The 18,447-nt window shown below is 63.9% G+C and carries 8 protein-coding genes and 1 pseudogene; 8 read left to right on the forward strand and 1 reads right to left on the reverse strand.

The features are described from left to right. Window positions 1-79: 79 nt before the first annotated feature. The 8 genes and pseudogenes from ACRAWB_RS08475 (at window position 80) to ACRAWB_RS08510 (ending at window position 17,343) form a co-directional block, all read left to right on the forward strand. Entirely contained in the window at window positions 80-988 is a 909-nt protein-coding gene (locus ACRAWB_RS08475) for a nuclease-related domain-containing protein (protein ID WP_431352944.1), read from the forward strand. After that, window positions 895-1,470: a protein kinase domain-containing protein gene (locus tag ACRAWB_RS08480; protein WP_431353165.1), complete on the forward strand. Its 576-nt coding sequence runs from the start codon at window positions 895-897 to the stop codon at window positions 1,468-1,470. The genes ACRAWB_RS08475 and ACRAWB_RS08480 overlap by 94 nt, the downstream gene beginning before the upstream one ends. Then, entirely contained in the window at window positions 1,437-4,148 is a 2,712-nt protein-coding gene (locus tag ACRAWB_RS08485; RefSeq protein WP_431352945.1) for a protein kinase domain-containing protein, read from the forward strand. Before ACRAWB_RS08480 ends, ACRAWB_RS08485 begins: the two co-directional genes overlap by 34 nt. Next, window positions 4,145-7,728, forward strand: a pseudogene (gene pglX, locus ACRAWB_RS08490) (BREX-2 system adenine-specific DNA-methyltransferase PglX). The gene ACRAWB_RS08485 and the pseudogene pglX overlap by 4 nt, the downstream one beginning before the upstream one ends. Continuing rightward, the gene (locus tag ACRAWB_RS08495) at window positions 7,725-11,303 is read left to right on the forward strand and encodes a DUF6079 family protein (RefSeq protein ID WP_431353166.1); all 3,579 of its coding nucleotides are present in this window, start codon (window positions 7,725-7,727) and stop codon (window positions 11,301-11,303) included. Before pglX ends, ACRAWB_RS08495 begins: the two are co-directional and overlap by 4 nt. A gap of 2 nt (window positions 11,304-11,305) precedes the next feature. Continuing rightward, a complete protein-coding gene (gene pglZ, locus ACRAWB_RS08500; RefSeq protein ID WP_431352946.1) occupies window positions 11,306-13,849 on the forward strand; it encodes a BREX-2 system phosphatase PglZ in 2,544 nt (847 codons plus the stop codon). Between the two features lie 121 nt (window positions 13,850-13,970). Beyond that, the gene (gene brxD, locus ACRAWB_RS08505; protein ID WP_431352947.1) at window positions 13,971-15,281 is read left to right on the forward strand and encodes a BREX system ATP-binding protein BrxD; all 1,311 of its coding nucleotides are present in this window, start codon (window positions 13,971-13,973) and stop codon (window positions 15,279-15,281) included. Further along, on the forward strand, window positions 15,274-17,343 hold the full coding sequence (locus ACRAWB_RS08510) for a DEAD/DEAH box helicase (protein WP_431352948.1): 2,070 nt from the start codon (window positions 15,274-15,276) through the stop codon (window positions 17,341-17,343). Before brxD ends, ACRAWB_RS08510 begins: the two co-directional genes overlap by 8 nt. A gap of 53 nt (window positions 17,344-17,396) precedes the next feature. Here the strand turns inward: ACRAWB_RS08510 and ACRAWB_RS08515 are convergent, their stop codons facing one another. Then, window positions 17,397-18,296, reverse strand: a complete 900-nt coding sequence (locus ACRAWB_RS08515; protein ID WP_431352949.1) for an HNH endonuclease — start codon at window positions 18,294-18,296, stop codon at window positions 17,397-17,399. Window positions 18,297-18,447: the final 151 nt, after the last annotated feature.

An 18,447-nucleotide genomic window follows, 5' to 3' on the forward strand; every position in this document is an offset into this window, starting at 1 on the left:
ATGCGGCGGCGTCCGTCCTCGCTATCTTCCATCTTTCTCATCGATATCGTTGAGAGAAACAGATCACAAGGACGGGCACATGAGGGCGGACTCACCGCTTTGGCGAGTGATGGGCGACCCTGCGCAGGCGCAGGAAGCCGAGGCCCTCGACAGGGTGCGCGAGTTGTTGCCGGACGATGGGATCGCTCGCGCGTGGGCGAATGTCACCTTCACCGACAACGATGGTCGCCTGAATGAAGTCGATGTGCTCGCGCTTACGCGAGCCGGCCTCACACTTATTGAGCTCAAGGGTTGGCACGGCGAGATTACCGGTGACCAGCAAACCTGGCTACACGCGGGGCGCGTCGAGGCAAATCCTCGCAAGCTCGCAAATCTGAAGGCAAAACGGCTTGCGAGCGTGTTGAAGGACGTCGCCCGGTCTGCAAAGGCGCCAGCGTCGGTCGTTCCGTTCGTTGATGAGGCGGTCGTTCTGCACGGTCGCGATTCAGTCGTGAAGCTTGATGGTTTCGGCGCCGAGGCCGTATGGTCCCTCGACGGCTTCAGAGTTAAGGGGCTCGGGGCTGGGCGCGCATTCTCTGAACTTCTTGCGCAGAACAATCTGAGAGACCCGATCGATCGCGCTCGCGCGAAGGCGATCGACCACTTGATGGAATTGGCCGGTCTGATGCCGCGTGTCAAGCAACGCATGATTGGCCAGTACGCCCTCGACTCCGGCGCGCCTCTCGAGGAGGGCCCTGGCTGGCAGGACTTCCTGGTAACGCATCCGCAGGCGAAGACGAAACGGCGGATCCGACTTTTCCCTATCCAAAAGGCGCCTCGAGAGAGGTGCGGTCGGGCGTTGACCTCCGAGCGGCACGTGAGTTTCGGCTCACCGACGGGATCGTCCACCCCAGCATTGTCGGGCCGGCGGAGCTGCTTACCACCGAAGAGGGCCCTGCGCTTGTCTTCGGTTACGACCCCGAGGAGATCAGCCTCGGCGACTACCTGATCACGCACGCCAATGACCTCTCTTTCGAGGATCGCGAGCTCATCGTCCAAGACCTTCTTGAGCTCATTCGTTTTGCACACGGCCAGCGGCTGACTCACCGCGCGCTGTCACCCGTCAGCGTTCGGATTCGCGCGACAAAAGACGATTCACCCAGCCTTCGAATCCGCGACTGGGACCTGGCGCGTCGTCCCGACAGTGGAACTACGACGACCACTCTGGTCTCCCGAGGCCTCACTGACATCGTCGGTGTCATTGACGACGCCGCGTTGGTGTACCTTGCTCCGGAAACCCTCCGGGGCGCGACTCCCGCTTCGGCACAAACGCTCGACATCTACGGCGCCGGGTCACTCGCCCACTTCATCCTCACGGGAAAGCCCCCGCTGCAAATGTGGCCGCTCTCGAGTCACTCGTCGAGTCGGGTGCGACGGGCCTCGACCCACGGTCCGTCATGCCAGAGATCTCCGACAAGCTCGCGCTGGTGATCTTGGACGCGACGGCGTTCGACGAAGCGTTCCGCCCGCTTGACATCTCCTCCCTACAGGCCTCCTATCAAGACGCGCTGTCGGGTGACCGCGAGGGCCGAGAGGACGACGGGAGCCAGGCCGCCCCGACCCCGGAAGATCCGCTCGAGGCACGCATTGGAGACTTCCTAGACGAGCGGTTCGAAATACGCAGCCGACGCGGAGCTGGTTCAACCGGCGTTGCGCTCGAAGTGACGGACTACCTCAAGGACCTCGAGGGAGTTATTCTCAAACTCGCTAAGGACGATGCGGCCGCGGCACGCCTCGCCGTCGAAGCAGAGGTGCTCGACCTTCTCGATCATCCACGGGTAGTGAAGCGCCTCGACGGACCGCTTGGAGTCGGCAATCGCCAGGGATTGCTGATGACCGACGCTGGCAGGGAGACGCTGGCCGACAGAATCCGCCTCGAAGGTCGCGCGACGATCGAGCAGCTGGAGCGTTACGGTTCGGACCTCTTCGACGCAGTCGCGCACCTTGAGTCTCGCGGAGTCTTCCACCGGGACATCAAGCCATCGAACCTCGCTGTCAAGCCCGATCCGGGCACGAGAAAGCCTCGCTTGACGCTCTTCGACTTCTCGTTGGCCGAGGAGCCGCTGGTCAATGTCCGTTCGGGATCGCGGCCATATCTCGATCCATACCTTGGGTCGCGTACTCGCGGTCAATATGACAGAGCCGCTGAACGCTTCGCCGTTGCGGCGACGCTGTTCGAGTTGGCCACCTCAGACCCCATCTGGTGGGAACAGGGTGATGCACCATCGAACCCTCACGACGCTGCGGTCGTGCAAGCGAGCATGTTCGATACCAGCGTCGCTGACGGATTGGTCGGGTTCTTCCGGACCGCACTCGCTCCGGATAGCGAGTCTCGGCACCCCTCGCTCGACGCCATGCGCTTAGCCTGGGCAGCGGCTCTCAAAGGTGCGGCGACCGAAGCGGTGGACGTGGAGGCGAACGACGTAAGGGCGGCTTCTGCCGAGCTCTCTACACGACTGGAGGACGCGGGGCTCAGCGCTCGAGCCCTGTCTGCCCTCTCGCGGGTTAAGGCGACGACGGTTGGTGAGCTCCTGGGCGTTCCGCCGATGGCAATCAACCAGATCCGAGGCCTCGGCGAGCAGGTGCGCCGAGAAATCAGCGCACGCATTCGCGAATGGCGTCAGCGACTGGCTTCGGCAGAGACGGTTGTAGGAGAAGCACCACCCGGTCGGCGCGCGGTCGAGAACTACATCGGCGTCATCTCGTTGAAGCCGGGCGAGTCGTCCGAGGAACGTTATCGCCGCCTGCGAAAGCAAGCTGTGCTGAAGGGCCCGACCGACGACGCCGCTCGATGGCTGCAGGAATTTGGAGGTGTGGCCACCCTCGACGAGCTGGCGACTCGAATGCTGCGCGAGTACGGATCCACGCTGAGCGATCGCACTCGGGTAGAGATGGCGACGGCAGTCACTCGCGCGATTCTTGAGCTGGACATTCGTGCACGCGACCCGCTTTTTGTTGTCAGAACAGAGAGCGATGGCCGGATGGCTGCGGCCTACGCTCCCGACGGCGACGACGGCTTGAGCTTCGACGAAGCCGAGATGCACCTCGAAACGTTGATGAGGTTCGGCGACCTCGTTGACGGTTTGCTCGAGCAGATCGACGTCGTGGCCGCCGCCCGGCTTCGCGAGGCGCTGCAAACCAGCGGAGCGCCCACTCTCCGGATCTCAGAGACACGGGTGCTCCAGTTGGCGATCGGGCTGTCCCGGAACGGCAAGATCTCGTCCATGGGTGAGGCCTACCGCGCTGATCTCAGTGGAGCTCGTGCTGTCGAGCTCGCTCTGCGGAGCGCAGCGACGCGCGAACTTGCGGTGGTCACTATCGGTCAGCGCGTGCGGGCGCGATTCCCCGAAGTCGTGGAGATTCCGAGCAGGCCTGCGCTTGACGTCCCGGTGCGAGCCGCGATGCCGTATCTGGAGTGGCACCCGGAGCTCGATCGGTACACGATGCGATCCGCAGACGCGAGTTCGCTGACGTTTACTGCATCCTCGACCACCTGGGGCCGCTCCCCCAGCGACCCTTTGGTCGAGGCGCGTCTAGCTGCATCACTCCGCGATCACACGGCACTGGTGTTGGTGGTTTCACGTCGACTCCGCCTCAGCACGACGGCGGACATCCTGGCACGCCAGCACGGTCTCACCGTGGTGGATCTTGCGGACTTCGCTCTCAATGCCTTGAAAGCCGCCGCGCGAGAACGTAAGGCCAGTTGGCCCGTGGTGCTTCGTGCGGACGGAGAGCCCGAGCAGTCGCGCGGCCGACGAAATCTCCTGCAACTTGCGCGCCTCGCCGTCGCCCCGGTATGGGCGCAGCTGCTGGCCTCCGACGAGCCCCTCCTCTTCCTCAACGCGTCCGTGCTCGCCCGACTCGGCCTCGTCGACCTCATCGCCAACGTCACAGATCTCGGCACGCCCCGCGCAGCTGCGCGGTGGTTCCTGCTGCCGCGGCCGACCGCGGCCAGCACCCCGGACCTCGACGGCGTGCCGTTCCCGTTCGGCGCCGATCGGTGGCTGGAACTCTCCCTTGACCCGCTGACCGGAGCGGATCCCGGCAGGGCGCCGGACGCACCCCTCGGACCTTCTTCCCTCACCCATCGAAAGGCCTCCGCTCCGTGATCAACTCGGCCGCTCTTCTCGCCGACCTCAAACGCGAACTGCGCACCCTCGAAGACGACCTCCGCGTCCGTGCGGACGACGAACACAACGCGTGGAGCGCCCGCCTGCGCGAGGAGCATCGTCGGGCGCAGGCGCGCGAACGCACCGGCCTGCCGTGGATCGACTGGCGCGACGGCGAGGTATCCCAGGCCGCGGTCGCATGGATCATCGCTGCCGTGTTTGTTCGCTTTGCCGAAGACAACGGGCTGCTCCAAGGCGCTACTCGTGACGGTTCGCTCGTTTCCCTGCCATGGATCGCCGCCCCCGGTGACGGGCTTGAGCGGGCCATTGAGAACGAGTCCGCCTTCTACGCGGCTGCGCCGACGATGACTGGCCGCGACTGGATGGAGCAGGCGTTCCGAACCCTCGCGGACCTGCCGGCCGGACGGCCTCTCGTCGATCCAGACCACTCTGCAGTGTGGCACGCACCAATCTCTGCCGATGCGGCTGATGCGCTACTCAAGTTCTTCCGCCGGACCACTCCCGACGGCGAGCTTGTTCACGACTTCAGCGACCCCGACCTGGGAACGCGCTTTCTCGGAGACCTCTACCAGGACCTGTCCGACTACGCGAAGAAGACGTACGCGCTGCTGCAGACCCCGGTCTTCGTGGAGGAGTTTATCCTCGACCAGACCCTGACGCCCGCGATCGCAGAATTCGGCCTGACCGGCCTCAAACTGATCGACCCTGCGTGCGGCTCTGGGCACTTCCTCCTTGGCGCGTTCGACCGGCTCGTGGATGCGTGGGCCATTAATGCGCCTGGCGTGGAGCGAGGCGAGCGCGTGCAGCGGGCACTCGACTCGATCCACGGCGTGGACCTGAACCCCTTCGCCGTGGCCATCGCCCGCTTCCGCCTCACGGTCTCCGCCATCAAAGCCGCGGGTATTCGTACGCTCGTGGCGGCGCCCGCATTCAAATACCACCTCGCGATCGGCGACTCGCTCCTCGGCGGCTCAAACCTCGCGGGCGGTCTGAGAGACACGCCAGTCACACTGGATCTGGGCGACCCTGACGACTTCGAGTACGACGCGGAGGACATGCGCGACTATGCCGGAATCCTGACCGGAGGCCAGTACCACGTAGTAGTCGCCAACCCGCCCTACATTACGGTCAAGGATCGCGCCCTGAATCGCCGCTACCGCGAGCTGTACCCGACATGCTCTGGCACCTACGCGATGTCAGTGCCGTTTATGGAGCTGTTGTTCAGGCTTGCAAAACGCCAAGAGGTCGGGAGTGGCGCCGGCTACGTCGGGCAGATCACGGCCAACTCGTTCATGAAACGAGAATTTGGTAAGCGAGTGACAGAACAATTTCTCTCCGGCCAAATGCCCTCTCAGCCCGTGGAACTCGGACTTATCGCAGACACCTCCGGCGCGTACATTCCCGGGCATGGAACGCCCACCGTGATTCTGGTTGGCAGACCCAGAAAACCCCAATCGGACACGATTCGCGCGATTCTCGGTGTGCGCGGCGAGCCCGGGCAGCCGCAACACCCCAGTGAAGGACTCGTGTGGCGCGATATCGTCACGCACGTCGACGGTCCTAGGTACGACGGACGCTTCGTCTCCGCCTCGGATATGCCTCGGGCGATCTTCGCTAATCATCCCTGGTCGCTCTCAGGCGGCGGGGCAGGTACCCTCCGCGAATTGATCGAGGCTTCATCTGTAATGAAGTTAGGAAGTACCCTTGGTGTCCCGGTTGGAGGCTCGATTCGCGCTGGAGCAGACGACGCCTTCATGAGACCGAGAAAGCTAGCCTCAGAATCACAAGTGGCCCCGCTCTCGAAACCGTTCGTGGTTGGCGATGCGGTGCGAGACTGGGCCAACTCTGGAACAACGAGAATTCTCTTCCCCTATTCCGACGAGCTTCGACCAGTTGGTGCGCTCGACAGAGTGCTTTGGCCGTGGAAAACAACGCTCGCGAATAGATCGACGTTCCAGGGGAGCATGGCCGACGCAGGCCTCCGTTGGACCGAATACATGCAGTTCACCCGGTGGTCCGTACGTGCGAAAATGTCGATCACGTTCGCGTTTGTGGCTACGCATAACCACTTCGTGCTGGATCGCGGTGGGAAGGTGTTCAAACAATCGGCGCCGGTGATCAAGTTGCCGGAGGGAGCGACCGAGGACGATCACTACGACCTTCTCGGCGTGCTCAACTCTTCCACCGCGTGCTTCTGGCTGAAGCAGGTCAGCCATGACAAAGGCAACGGCGGTTATGGCGGCGGTATTGCCGACCAGGAATGGGAACGGTTCTTCGAGTTCACCGGGACGAAGCTTCAGGACTTCCCCCTCCCACAAGATCGAGCTCGCGACCTTGCCCGCCGAATCGACGAATCGTCCATCTCGCGGGCAGCGCTATCCCCAGCAGCCCTTCTCGCTTCCGAGGACAAGAGCCTGGTGGCTGGAGAGCGCGAGTGGCTTGGCCTGGAGCGCCTCATGGTAGCCCTGCAGGAGGAGCTTGATTGGCGGATGTACGTCTCCTACGGTCTCGCGGACGCCGACCTAGCTCCAGAGTCGCCGGAGATCCTGCCCATCGACCCGAATGAGCGCGCGATGGAGATCCGGCTCGCTCGCGAGGTGGCGGCCGGCGAGGCGGAGACGGCCTGGTTTGAGCGCCACGGCCGGACACCGTTGACTGAACTCCCCGGCAGTTGGCCCGGCTGGTACCGCGATCTCGTCGAGCGACGGCTCAAGGCGATCGAAAGCAACCCGTCCCTCCGCCTTCTGGAGCGGCCCGAATACAAGCGTCGCTGGAACGGTCCGACGTGGGATCAGCTCCTCACGACAGCAGTGCGCGATACCATCCTTGACCGGCTTGAGGCGCCAGAGCTGTGGCAGGACGGGTCCGGTCGACCGGTAGTGCGCTCGATCGCGCAACTGGCCGATGCGCTGAGACGCGACGAGAGGCTGCGTGAACTGCTGGTCATCCACACCGGCTCGCAGGACTACGATCTCGCGTCCGAGCTGACCAATCTGATCGACGCGCAGGCTGTGCCCGCTTTCGCCGCCCTCCGCTACAAGCCCGCGGGCCTCCAGAAGTTCCGCGCGTGGCAACGCACATGGGAGCAGCAGCGAGCTGAAGACCGCGGCGAGCACATCGCGGCGGACATCCCCCGAAGTACACGCAGGTCGATTTCCTCAAGCAGAGCTACTGGTCCGCACGCGGAAAGCTCGACGTGCCGAAGGAACGATTCATCGCCTTCCCCGGCAGCACCTATCCCGAGGACACGACCGCGAGCTACGGCTGGGCAGGTTGGGATCACGGCGAACGCGCCCAGGCGATCGCCCGCTTTGCAACCGAACTCAACCGCGCCGGAGCGCCGGACGACCAGGTCGTTCCGCTGGTCGGAGCACTGGTCGAAATCGAGCCATGGCTGAAGCAATGGCACGATAAGATCGACGCCCGCTCGGGCGTCAGCCCGGCGGTTGCCGTGGCCGCCGTCACCAACTCGCTGCTCGATCGTCTGGGCCTCGGTCGCGACGCGATCTCGGAATGGCGGCCGACGCCGGCGATCCGCGGCAGGAAGAAGAAGGTATGACGGAGTACACGCTCAATTCGCCGCTGCGCGACCTCATCGAGCTGCCTGAGCGGGTCGAGGCGGCCGATTTCGTCATCAAGCTCAACGAAAGCGTGAGCCGCCACGAGCAGACAATTCGGGACTACGTCGTCACCGACGCGATCGCAGAGGCGATCAGCGACGGCCTCGACAAGGTGGCCAGCTCTCTGAGTCAGAACTCGCCTCGTGGCGCCTTCCTCGACGGCTCCTTTGGTTCCGGTAAATCGCACTACATGGCGGTGATGCACTTGCTCCTCACCGGCAATCTGGCCGCCCGCCAGATCCCGGGGCTGGAGCGGGTGGTCGCAACCCACCAGGGCACGCTGGAGCAGAAGCTTCTCGTGCTCGACTACAACCTCCTCGGGGCACGGTCGTTCGAAGAGGCGATCTTCGGCGGCTACCTGCAGACGGTGGCTGCGCGGCACCCCGACGCGCCATCCCCGGTTCTGCACGCGAGCGACAAGCTCCTGGAGGATGCTCGAAGCCTGCGCTCCAGGATGGGAGACGGCAGCTTCTTCGACGGTCTTGGCGGAGGTGACAGCGACTGGGGCGACCTCGGTGGCGCATGGGATGCTGAGAGCTTCGAAGTCGCAGCGTCTCAGAAGCCGGGCGAGCCCGATCGAGACCGACTCGTCGGTGACCTCCTCGAGTCGTACTTCACGGGCTACGCTCGCGCCGGCGAGTGGCTGCCGATGGCGGACGGTCTCAAGGCGCTCTCGGCCCACGCGAAATCACTGGGCTATCAGGGACTCATCTTCCTCGTCGACGAGGTCGTGTTGTGGCTGGGCCAGCATCTCGCCGACAGCGCGTGGGTGCAGAACGAGGTCGAAAAGGTCGTCCAGTTGGGTGAGAACGCGGCGACAGGGCTGCAAATCCCCATCACCTCGTTCCTCGCGCGGCAGCGAGACCTGAGAGACTTCCTCGGCAGCCACATCTCCGGCGCTCAGCGAGTCGCCCAGGGACAGTTGTTCGAGTACTGGGAAGGCCGCTTCGCGACCATTCGGCTCCAAGCGGCCGACCTGCCGAAGATCGTCAAACAGCGGCTCCTCCAGCCCAAGTCGCAGGACGCGGCCGCAACGCTGACGACTGCTCTCGCGGAAGTCAAGCGTGACTATGCCGCATGGGGCTATCTCCTGTCGGACGACGCGAACTCTGACGAGCGCGCCTTCGCCAACGTTTACCCCTTCTCTCCTGCACTCGTAGACACGATGGTCGCGCTTTCCAGCCTTATGCAGCGCGAGCGCACGGCGCTCAAGCTCATGGCAGAGCTCCTCGCGGAAGGGCGGGACGACCTCCGCGTCCGCGATGTCATCCCGGTGGGCGACCTATATGAGCCTGTGGTCCTCGGTGGTTCACAACCTCTCACCGAGGACATGAAGCGACACTTCGCGATCTCCGCACGCTTCTACACGCTGAAGATGCGGCCGTACCTCCTGCGTAAGCACGGACTGACGGAAGAAGCGGCCACAGCACTTCCGCGGGATCACGCCTTCAGCACCGAAGACCGCTTAGCCAAGACGGTTCTCATTGCGGCTCTTGCTCCCGAAGCTAAATCCCTCTCCAACTTGACGGCCGCGAAGCTCGCAGCACTCAACTGGGGAACCATTGACGCTTTTATCCCTGGCACTGAAACGCAGCAGGTGCTTGAGCTGGTCAGGGGGTGGACCGCAGAGTTCGGTGAGATCAGCGTGGGCGATGGCCCGGATCCGATCGTCACCGCGACTCTGAGCGGCGTCGACTACGACTCGATCCTCGACCGCGTGCGCACCGAAGACAACCAGCAAACGCGACGCGAGCTCATCCGCAAGCTCATCGCGGAGGAACTAGAGCTCCCGCCGGACAATCTCGTCGGTCGCCAGATCAGTCACGTGTGGCGGGGCCAGAAACGCTCGGTCACCGTCAAGTTCGGCAACGTGCGCGACGACAGCGACGTGCTGGCGAGCGACCTGATCCACAGCGATCCTGATTGGCGCGTCGTCATCGATTTTCCCTACGACAGCGGAAACTACAGCCCCGCGGACGACGTCGCTCGCTTGCAGAAGTTGCAAGAGAACGGTCAGACGGCCAATACGATCGCGTGGATCCCTAACTTTTTGTCGGATGCACGACAGGCCGATCTCGGCAAGCTCGTCCTCCTTGACTACGTGCTCACTGGGAGCCGCTTCGAGGCGAACGCGGACCATCTCGCACCGGCCGATCGCGGGCCCGCCCGACAGACGCTGGACTCCCAACGCCGGAGCCTTCGTGACGTTCTTGTAACGGCGCTGCGGCAGGCCTATGGTGTCAACGCGCCCGAGGACAGCAATGTCGGAAGCGACCTTTCGGGCAACCAGGTGTTCTCGCCGCTGTTGCGCGGCCTGATCATTCCGCCGCCGCCCACCGGCTCGCTCCTGAACGGGTTGCGCTATGCGCTGGAAACGGCGTGGAATGACGAATTTCCCGAACACCCGGATCTCGGTGTGGAAGAAGTCACTACGCGGCGTTTGACGGACGCTTTGGACCTCATCTCGGCAACGGTCGAGGCCGGCGGTCGCCGGCAAGGGCTAAGCGCCGCCGAGCAGCGCACCGCCCGTGACATCGTGGTGCCGCTGCGGCTCGGTGAGCTGAACGAAAACGTCGTGGTCGTCGATGCTGCCCACTTCGGCTGGTGGCAGCACCTTGCCCGATGGCGAGGCGAATTAGGAAACGAGACCACGGTGGGCGGACTCCGAACCCGCCTCGCGCCGTGGGGGATGACCAGGTCGATGGAAGACGCCGTGCTCGTGACCTGGGCCCAATTGGCGAATCTCCAGTTCGTCGGTCTCCCGACGCCCATGATCGGCGTGCTGTCGGACGCCGCTGCGATTCGAGACGCGGACCTTCCTGACCCCGCCGACTGGGAACTGGCGAAGAGCCGCGCTGGCGGTATCTTCGGCGTCGCACCCGAAGCCAATCTCACAGCGCGCGCGGTTGGCCGCTTCGCGAGCGCCGTTCGGACCAAGATCGATGCCAGCGGGGTCGGCGAACTCGTTACAGCTTTGCAAACGCACTCCACGGTCCTCGGGCTCGATGATGCTGAAGAGACCGGGCGTCTCGCCACCGCTAGGCGGCTTGCAGAGCTGACGCGCGCGCTCGCATCCGCGACTGGAGACGCCGGCCTCATCGCGACGCTTGCTACCTTCGATCTGCCCGACCAGCTCACAGCGTTAGGAAGCGCGTACGGCAGCGCAGAGAGACTGAGCCGTGAGCTGGCTGGGCTCGATTGGGGCATGGTGTCAGCCGCCCAAACGCGCGCCGATGCAGATTTCGGCGTCGCGTTGACGAGCCTTCGACAGGCAGCAGCCGTTGACGAGTCGGTCGTTCCACTCGAACCACGGTTGCGCGACGTCGCCGTGTTGGCTCGCGCCTTGGTGGTACAGCAGCCGCCGATTCGGCCGGTGCCACCGAAACCACCAGCGGAGCATACGCGTCGGGCCTCGATCTCGGACCTGGACTCGGTTCTGGACGAACTGCGTGACGCGATCGCACGCGAGGCCGGTGCCGACGCGAACGTCACCATCACGTGGCAGGTTGACTGATTGTGGCTGCTCCCCTCGTCAGCGAGTCGACACTCCGCGATCACCTCGCCGCGTGGATCAACACGCCTCGACGGCGCTCGCGGACCTTGCTCGTGCGGGCACAGCCGAGCTGGGCCGGTGAACCCGTCATTGAGGTCGTCAACAAACGGGTTCATATCGTCGAAGGTGTGTCAGGGCTGGCCGCATTGGACGCGATGCGCTCGACACCCCACGACGAATTCGTGGCGGTATTAACCGAGTTGAACGAGCCTGCCCTCGGCACCGCGGTCTTACTGGACGCTGAGTACGGGAAGATCACGGCGCTCGACGAGTGGAGCACGGTCCCGGAGTTGTTCGGGACCCGCTCGATGGTCATCCCGCGCTCAGTACGGGACCTCGGGCCGTGGGTGCCGCGCCTCCTCTCATCGTGGAGGCGAGATCGGGGCTACCCACCGGCACCAGGCGGTCTGCTGTCACCCGGTCATGTAATGCGCTCGCTCCTGGTAGCGCTCCTAGAGCTCGACCGACCAGAAGACCTTGACTCCTCCGCCACTCTTCCACCTCTCGACGATCCAGGTGCCCGCGCGCGCCTTTCGGAACTAGACGAGCCGACGCGCCTGAGCGTCATCAGCGCTGCCGCGGCGCACGTCGATCAGTACGTCGGCATGGCGTTGCATGCGGCGAGCGCTCCCGGGTACGTCTCAGCCATCGCCGTCGGGCTGGCCGCCGGCGAGCTGTGGGCCGCGGGTGCCCTACCAGAGGACGCTGACACAGCCGCCGCACGCGTCCGCGCCGAGCAATACATCGGCTCCTCCCCTAGCGCCGCAGCTGCGCAACGCTTTGGCGCGGCTGCTCGAACGATTACTCTGCGATGGCTAGCCGGAGATGACAGGCACGGTCGGGACGTACTCGAACAAGCTGAGGCGCTCTGTTCCGATCTCGGATGGGCGAACGGCGTCGCGCGCTCGAGCCTCCTGCCCGGCGGTCTGCGAGCGCGGGTCGCGGCGTTCGCGGCGACCATTCAAGCTGCTGTGGACCACCCGAGTGCAGAGGCGTCGCGCTCCGTCGACGCAGCGCTTGCTCGAATCGACGAGCACGCGGCGAAGATCTCGTTCATCCGGTCTCGACCTACCGCCGACATGGCCTGTCGCTTGGTGAGGTGGCTGCAGACGCCGGTCGAGCCCATCGACGGGCTGGCCAGCGCCATGAGGTCGTACGCCGCTGATGGGGCTTGGGCAGACCTGGCGCTTGGCGACATCTGGGATGGCGACATGAACCGCGATCTCGCGGCGGCCTACCACGCGCTCGCACTGGCTGTACAGTCTCGGCGCCGCGAAGAAGACAGTGCCGCGTCAGTGTGGCTCAACGGAGACCCGGCGATCGACGGCGTCGTGCCCGTGGAGCGCATGCTCGCCGATGTGGTTGTGCCCCTCGCTTCGCATGAACGCGTTCTGCTTATCGTGCTCGACGGCATGAGCGTTCCGACAGCCGCAGAACTCCTGCCGGGTGTGGGAGAGCTCGGATGGGTTGAACTGGTTCCGGAAGGCGCTCTTCGTCGGCAGGTCGGCCTCCCCGCGCTGCCGACTGTCACCCAGTACTCGCGTACGTCTCTCTTCGCCGGCGAGCTCATTGCCGGCAATCAGCAGATCGAAAAGGCTCGATTCCGCTCCACGGTGAATGGCATCGTCTTTCACAAGGATGACCTCCGCTCTACCGCCGGTCACTCTCTTCCTTCGGCTGTCGCCGAAGCGATTGCTGATCCCCGGCAGAGGATCGTAGCCGCGGTTCTCAACACGATCGACGACGCCCTTGCCAGCGCCGATGTCGACTCTCTGCGTTGGAGCACCCACACCGTCGCTCACCTGGACGCTCTGCTTTCCGCCGCGCAGGAGGCGGGTCGAGTCGTCGTACTCACGTCGGATCACGGGCACGTGGTCGAACGTGGCAGTGAACTGCGGAGCGTGCCGCAATCGTCCGCGCGCTGGCGAGACGCGACCGGCGCGGCGGCGAACGACGATGAAGTCCTCGTTGAGGGGCCGCGCGTACTCGCGCCGGGCGCGCGAGCTATTCTCGCGATCTCGGACGCTGTCCGATACGCGGCCAAGAAGGCCGGTTATCACGGCGGTGGTTCTCTCGCCGAGCTGGCGATCCCGGTCATCGTTGCGAAACCGCGTGGTGCCGCAGATCCGCCTCGATGGGTGGAAGCACCGCCGCAGGAGCCCACCTGGTGGAATGAGCCGAGCGCGCCGCTCGGGTTCTCCGCACCCGTTCCGGCAACTCCCGCAACGAAGAAGGCGCGAGGCCCCAAACAGATCGCGCCGGATGCGGCAACCCTTTTGATGCCGAACCGAACGACGAGACTTCGGCGAAGCCTTTGCCTCTGGCCATCCAGCTCGTCTCCAGCACCGTCTATGCTGACCGGCGGCGGTTGGCCGGACGACATCCCGTCGAAGACAGGGTTGCCGGCACTGTCATCTCTTCGCTGTTGGAGGGCGGTGGTCGCGCCCACCGCGACACGCTCGCTTCGCGCGTTGGAGTGGCGGCGTACAGCTTCAATGGTGTCCTGACGACGTTGCGCCGCGTCCTGAATGTCGATGGATATCCCGTCATCGACCTGGACGCAGACCAGGTGACAGTGACTCTTGACGTTGAGCTCCTTCGACAGCAGTTCAAGTTGGGAACCTCCGCATGATCGACGTCAGTCCGCGACGACGGAGGGAGATCATCGACGCGCTGCGTCGTGGCACGGTTCCTCAGCGCGGGCTGGACGTCATGGCCGTTGGACTGGACCGATTCCAGTCGGCGATCGACGAGGAACTCTCGTTGGTGGCAGACGGCGGAGCAGCGTTCAAAGCTGTGCGCGGCGAGTACGGCGCTGGTAAAACGTTCTTCGCTCGCTGGATCACAGAGACCGCAAAGCAGCGCGGTTTCGCGACCGCGGAGGTGCAGATCTCTGAAACCGAAACGCCAGTGCACCGGTTGGAGACCATCTACCGTCGCGTGACCGAAAACCTGACGACGGAAGCGATTCCGGCGAGCGCGTTTCGTGACGTTCTTGACGGCTGGTTCCGCATTCTCGATGAGGACGCGGTGGCCGCCGGGGCGGATCCGTCCAACCTAGAACATCTCGCCGATCGCGCCGCCGTCCTGCTCGAACAGAGACTTGCCGCCGTCACGAGGACGGCCCCGGCTTTCGCGGCCGCCTTGCGTGGATACCATTCAGCCCTGCGTGCCGGTGACATCCCCACCGCCGATGGACTTGCAGCGTGGCTCGGTGGCCAGCCATCGGTCGCGTCCAGTGTGCGCCGATCGGCTGGAATCCGAGGGGACATCGACCACTTTGCCGCGTTCGGATTCCTCCAAGGCCTATTGACGGTGCTTCGAGACTCGGACTACGCGGGGTTGGTTCTCGTGCTTGATGAAGTGGAAACGCTTCAGCGCGTGCGCAGCGACGTGCGGGAGAAGTCTCTCAATGCACTGCGACAGCTGATCGACGAGGTTGACGCGGGGCGCTTCCCGGGGCTGTATGTGCTTATCACCGGAACGCCAGCGTTCTACGACGGAACGCAGGGCGTTCAGCGTCTGGCGCCTCTAGCCGCCCGCATTGGCGTCGACTTCTCAGGTGATCCCAGATGGGACAACCCGCGCGCCCCACAGATCCGATTGCTCGGATTCCAGCACGCGGGACTGGTCGAGCTTGGCCTTCGCACGCGAGACATTTACGCGAGCGGAAGCTCCGCCTCCGATCGCGTCCTTACGCTTGCCTCCGACGATTACATCGCTGCGTTTGCAACAGCGGTGGCCGGGCGACTCGGAGGGCGGGTTGGCATCGCGCCGCGAATTTTCCTTCGCAAACTCGTTGACACCCTCGACAAGATCGAACAGTTCCCTGATTACGTGCCGCCGGATGCGGCTACGGCCCAAGTAAACAGCGTCGAGCTCAACGCGGACGAGCGAGCAGCACTCGGCGACCTTGACAGCATCGATATCGATGTCTGAGCCCGGCGGCCTGACGCCCGCGTTGGAATACCACGTGGCAAGCACTCTGGGCTGGCGCGACTTGCGGCCTCTGCAGTACGCCGCTATCGCACCAATTCGATCGGGTGCGGACTGCCTCCTCATTGCTCCAACTGCGGGCGGAAAGACGGAAGCGGCGTCATTTCCCGTTCTATCTCGGATGGTCGACGAAGGCTGGAATGGGCTCAGCGTAATCTACGTGGCACCGCTCAAAGCTCTCTTGAACAACCTGCTCCCGCGCCTTGACCAGTACACATCGTGGCTCGGCCGTCGAGTCGAGCTCTGGCACGGCGACATTGGCGACAGCGCGCGCCGCTCCATCCTCAGCGATCCCCCAGACATCCTGCTCACAACACCCGAGTCTCTCGAGGCGATGCTCGTCTCGCGTCGAATCGACCACCGTCTCCTCTTTCGCGGGCTTCGAGCAGTGGTAGCCGATGAGATCCACTCCTTCGCGTCCGGCGACCGCGGATGGCATCTCGTGGCGGTTCTGGAGCGCCTTCAGCGGATCGCCGAGGAGCGCATCCAGCGAATAGGTCTTTCAGCGACGCTGGGCAATCCCGAAGAAGTGCTCGCCTGGTACCAAGGCTCGAACAAATTGATCGACATCGCCGCGAAAGTTGTTTCGGCGGGCGGCCGTCCTGCTAAGCCGGACATTGCGCTCGACTACGTCGGATCGGTCGAGAACGCGGCCATTGTCATTGCTGCGCTTCACCCGGGTGAAAAGCGACTCGCGTTCTGCGAATCTCGCGCTCAAGCTGAGCAACTCGCCTTTCAGCTGCGCCTGCGCGGAGTCACGACATTTATCTCGCATTCATCTTTGTCGCTCGACGAACGTCGTCAGAGCGAACGTGCGTTCGCCGAGGCGCGTGACTGCGTAATCGTCTCGACGTCGACACTGGAGCTCGGCATCGATATCGGTGACCTTGACCGCATGATCCAATTGGACGCACCGCGAAGCGTCGGCTCGTTCATGCAACGACTGGGTCGCACCGGACGCCGTGCCGGTTCGGCGCGCAATGCTCTGTTTTTGGCAACCGATCAGGCAGCGCTCCTTCGCGCTGCTGGCCTTCTTCATTTGTGGGGCACCGGGTTCGTGGAGCCCGTCGTCGCGCCACCCGCTCCACGCCATATTGCGGCTCAGCAGTTCCTCGCTCTCGCCCTGCAGGAAGGCCGGTTCGCGCGGGGTTCGTGGCGCGAATGGTGGGCTGGCAGCCCGGTCATGACGGACGGTGAACTCGTGCTCGACTACCTCGTCGAGTCGGAGTTCCTCGCCGAGGATGGCGGATGGTTGTTTATCGGCCCTGCAGCTGAGCGAGAATTCGGCGGACGAAACTTCCTCGATCTCCTCAGCACCTTCCTCAGTGGGCTTGAGCTCGCGGTGGTTCATGGTCAGAGGGAGATCGGGTGGGTGTCACCGATGTCGCTTAGCAAGGACGTGCTGACCGGGTCGATGTCGCTCCTGCTTGCCGGGCGGTCGTGGAAGCTCCGGGACGTTGACTGGCAACGTCATAGAGTTCGAGTGGAGCCAGACGAGTCTCCAGGACGCGCCCGATGGTCTTCCGATCCGCTGCCGGAATCCTTTGAGATGGTTCGCGCCCGACGCGAGGTCCTGCTCGGTGCTGATCCGCCCATCTCCCTTACCAGCCGCGCCACCAAGATACTGGCCGAAGTTAGAGCAGGGTGGGCATCGCGGGTAAGCACCGACGGTGTCGTCATTGAGCGAGACACGAACGAAGTAACGCTCTGGAGCATGGCCGGACTTCGGGCCCACGAAACGCTTGCCGCCGCCCTGCCGGTGGCGTTCGAACCACGCTCCACTAACGAATACATCCGATTTTCGGATCAGTTCAACGTCGCCGCGTTGCGCACGGTTGCCCCAGTGACGTCGGTACCCCACGTCACCCAAGCGGCAGTCGACGGTCTAAAGTTTTCGGCTGCGCTCACACCGGCTGTCGCCCGATCGACCTTGGCCGAACGTTTCGCTGATCGCACCCATGCGACGGAGATCGCGGCATCGCCGGTTGTGATGTCCGGGAGCTGAAGGAGCAGCAATTTGAATCAGCTGGCAGGGCTAATGCCCGGTCGAGCAGGCGTCTAGCCGACGAACGAGTTGCCCTTGCCGAGGTTGCAGTCTGCACACAGTGTCTGCAGATTTTCGAGAACGGTGCGGCCACCGTGGCTGACCGGAAGAATGTGATCCACATGAAGGGTGACTCCGTCCGGCCGGGACGCACCGCACATCTGGCACCGGAAGCTATCGCGCCTCATCACCTTGGTTCGGAGTCCGGCCGTCATCGCGTCTCGCTCCCGCTTGCGAAGGAACTGCACAGTTGACTGTCGCGCTCGCTCGGCTTGAGCGGCCGCGAGGCCGTACTGCAACTGTTCGAAATCCCAGGTGATGGTGCTCGCGTACGAGTTCTTACCTTTCGGGCTCGTGTACCGCACGGTAGAGGTGATCCGAGCCTTGGGCGTCGGACACGCGAGCTTTTGCCGATTCAGCAACCGTCGCTCGATCGCTGCGAATTGCTCGGGTCGGAGCCGGGGGTCGCCGCTCCTGCCGAGCTCGAGATGTTCGATCAGATCGAAGTCGTGCTGATACGACTTGTAATGCTGAAGTGGAGCTGCCCGCAGGCCGATTTCTTGCTCAAACCACTGCTCATTGTCGAGCACGCACCGGCTCAAATAGCTCCCAAGGTCGAACCGGTCGTATTTCGCTTTCGACTCGACTCTTGCGGTGAAGTCGTGTCGGATCGCTGGTTGTTTTTGAAAGTGCGGCCGATAGCCGGCGTTCAGCCCGTCGAGCGCCTTGAGCGCCGAGCTCGCGAAGCGGACGATGCTCCTTCTTCGAATGACGAGCAGCGCCCAGACGATAGCACCGACGAGGACGACACCGACTACGAGAACCGCAATAGGGACGAAGGGCGCTACACCACTTGCGGAGGGGTCGCCGATCGCGTCGGAAAGCGCGTACGGCGCCGGATGTCCAACAAACAAGCGTTCGTCTACTTTCGGCTCTACGTATCAAGGTCCAATTGCAGTCTGTCGGTCATCGCAGCATTGCTGAACTCCCCAATACGGGTGCGTGACACAACTGTCCAACGGCACGGGACGCTGCAGCGACTCGATGTGCGGCACCTACGGATCG

It is taken from the genome of Leifsonia poae, assembly GCF_050632865.1.
GTDB classification, from domain to species: Bacteria; Actinomycetota; Actinomycetes; order Actinomycetales; family Microbacteriaceae; genus Leifsonia; species Leifsonia poae_B.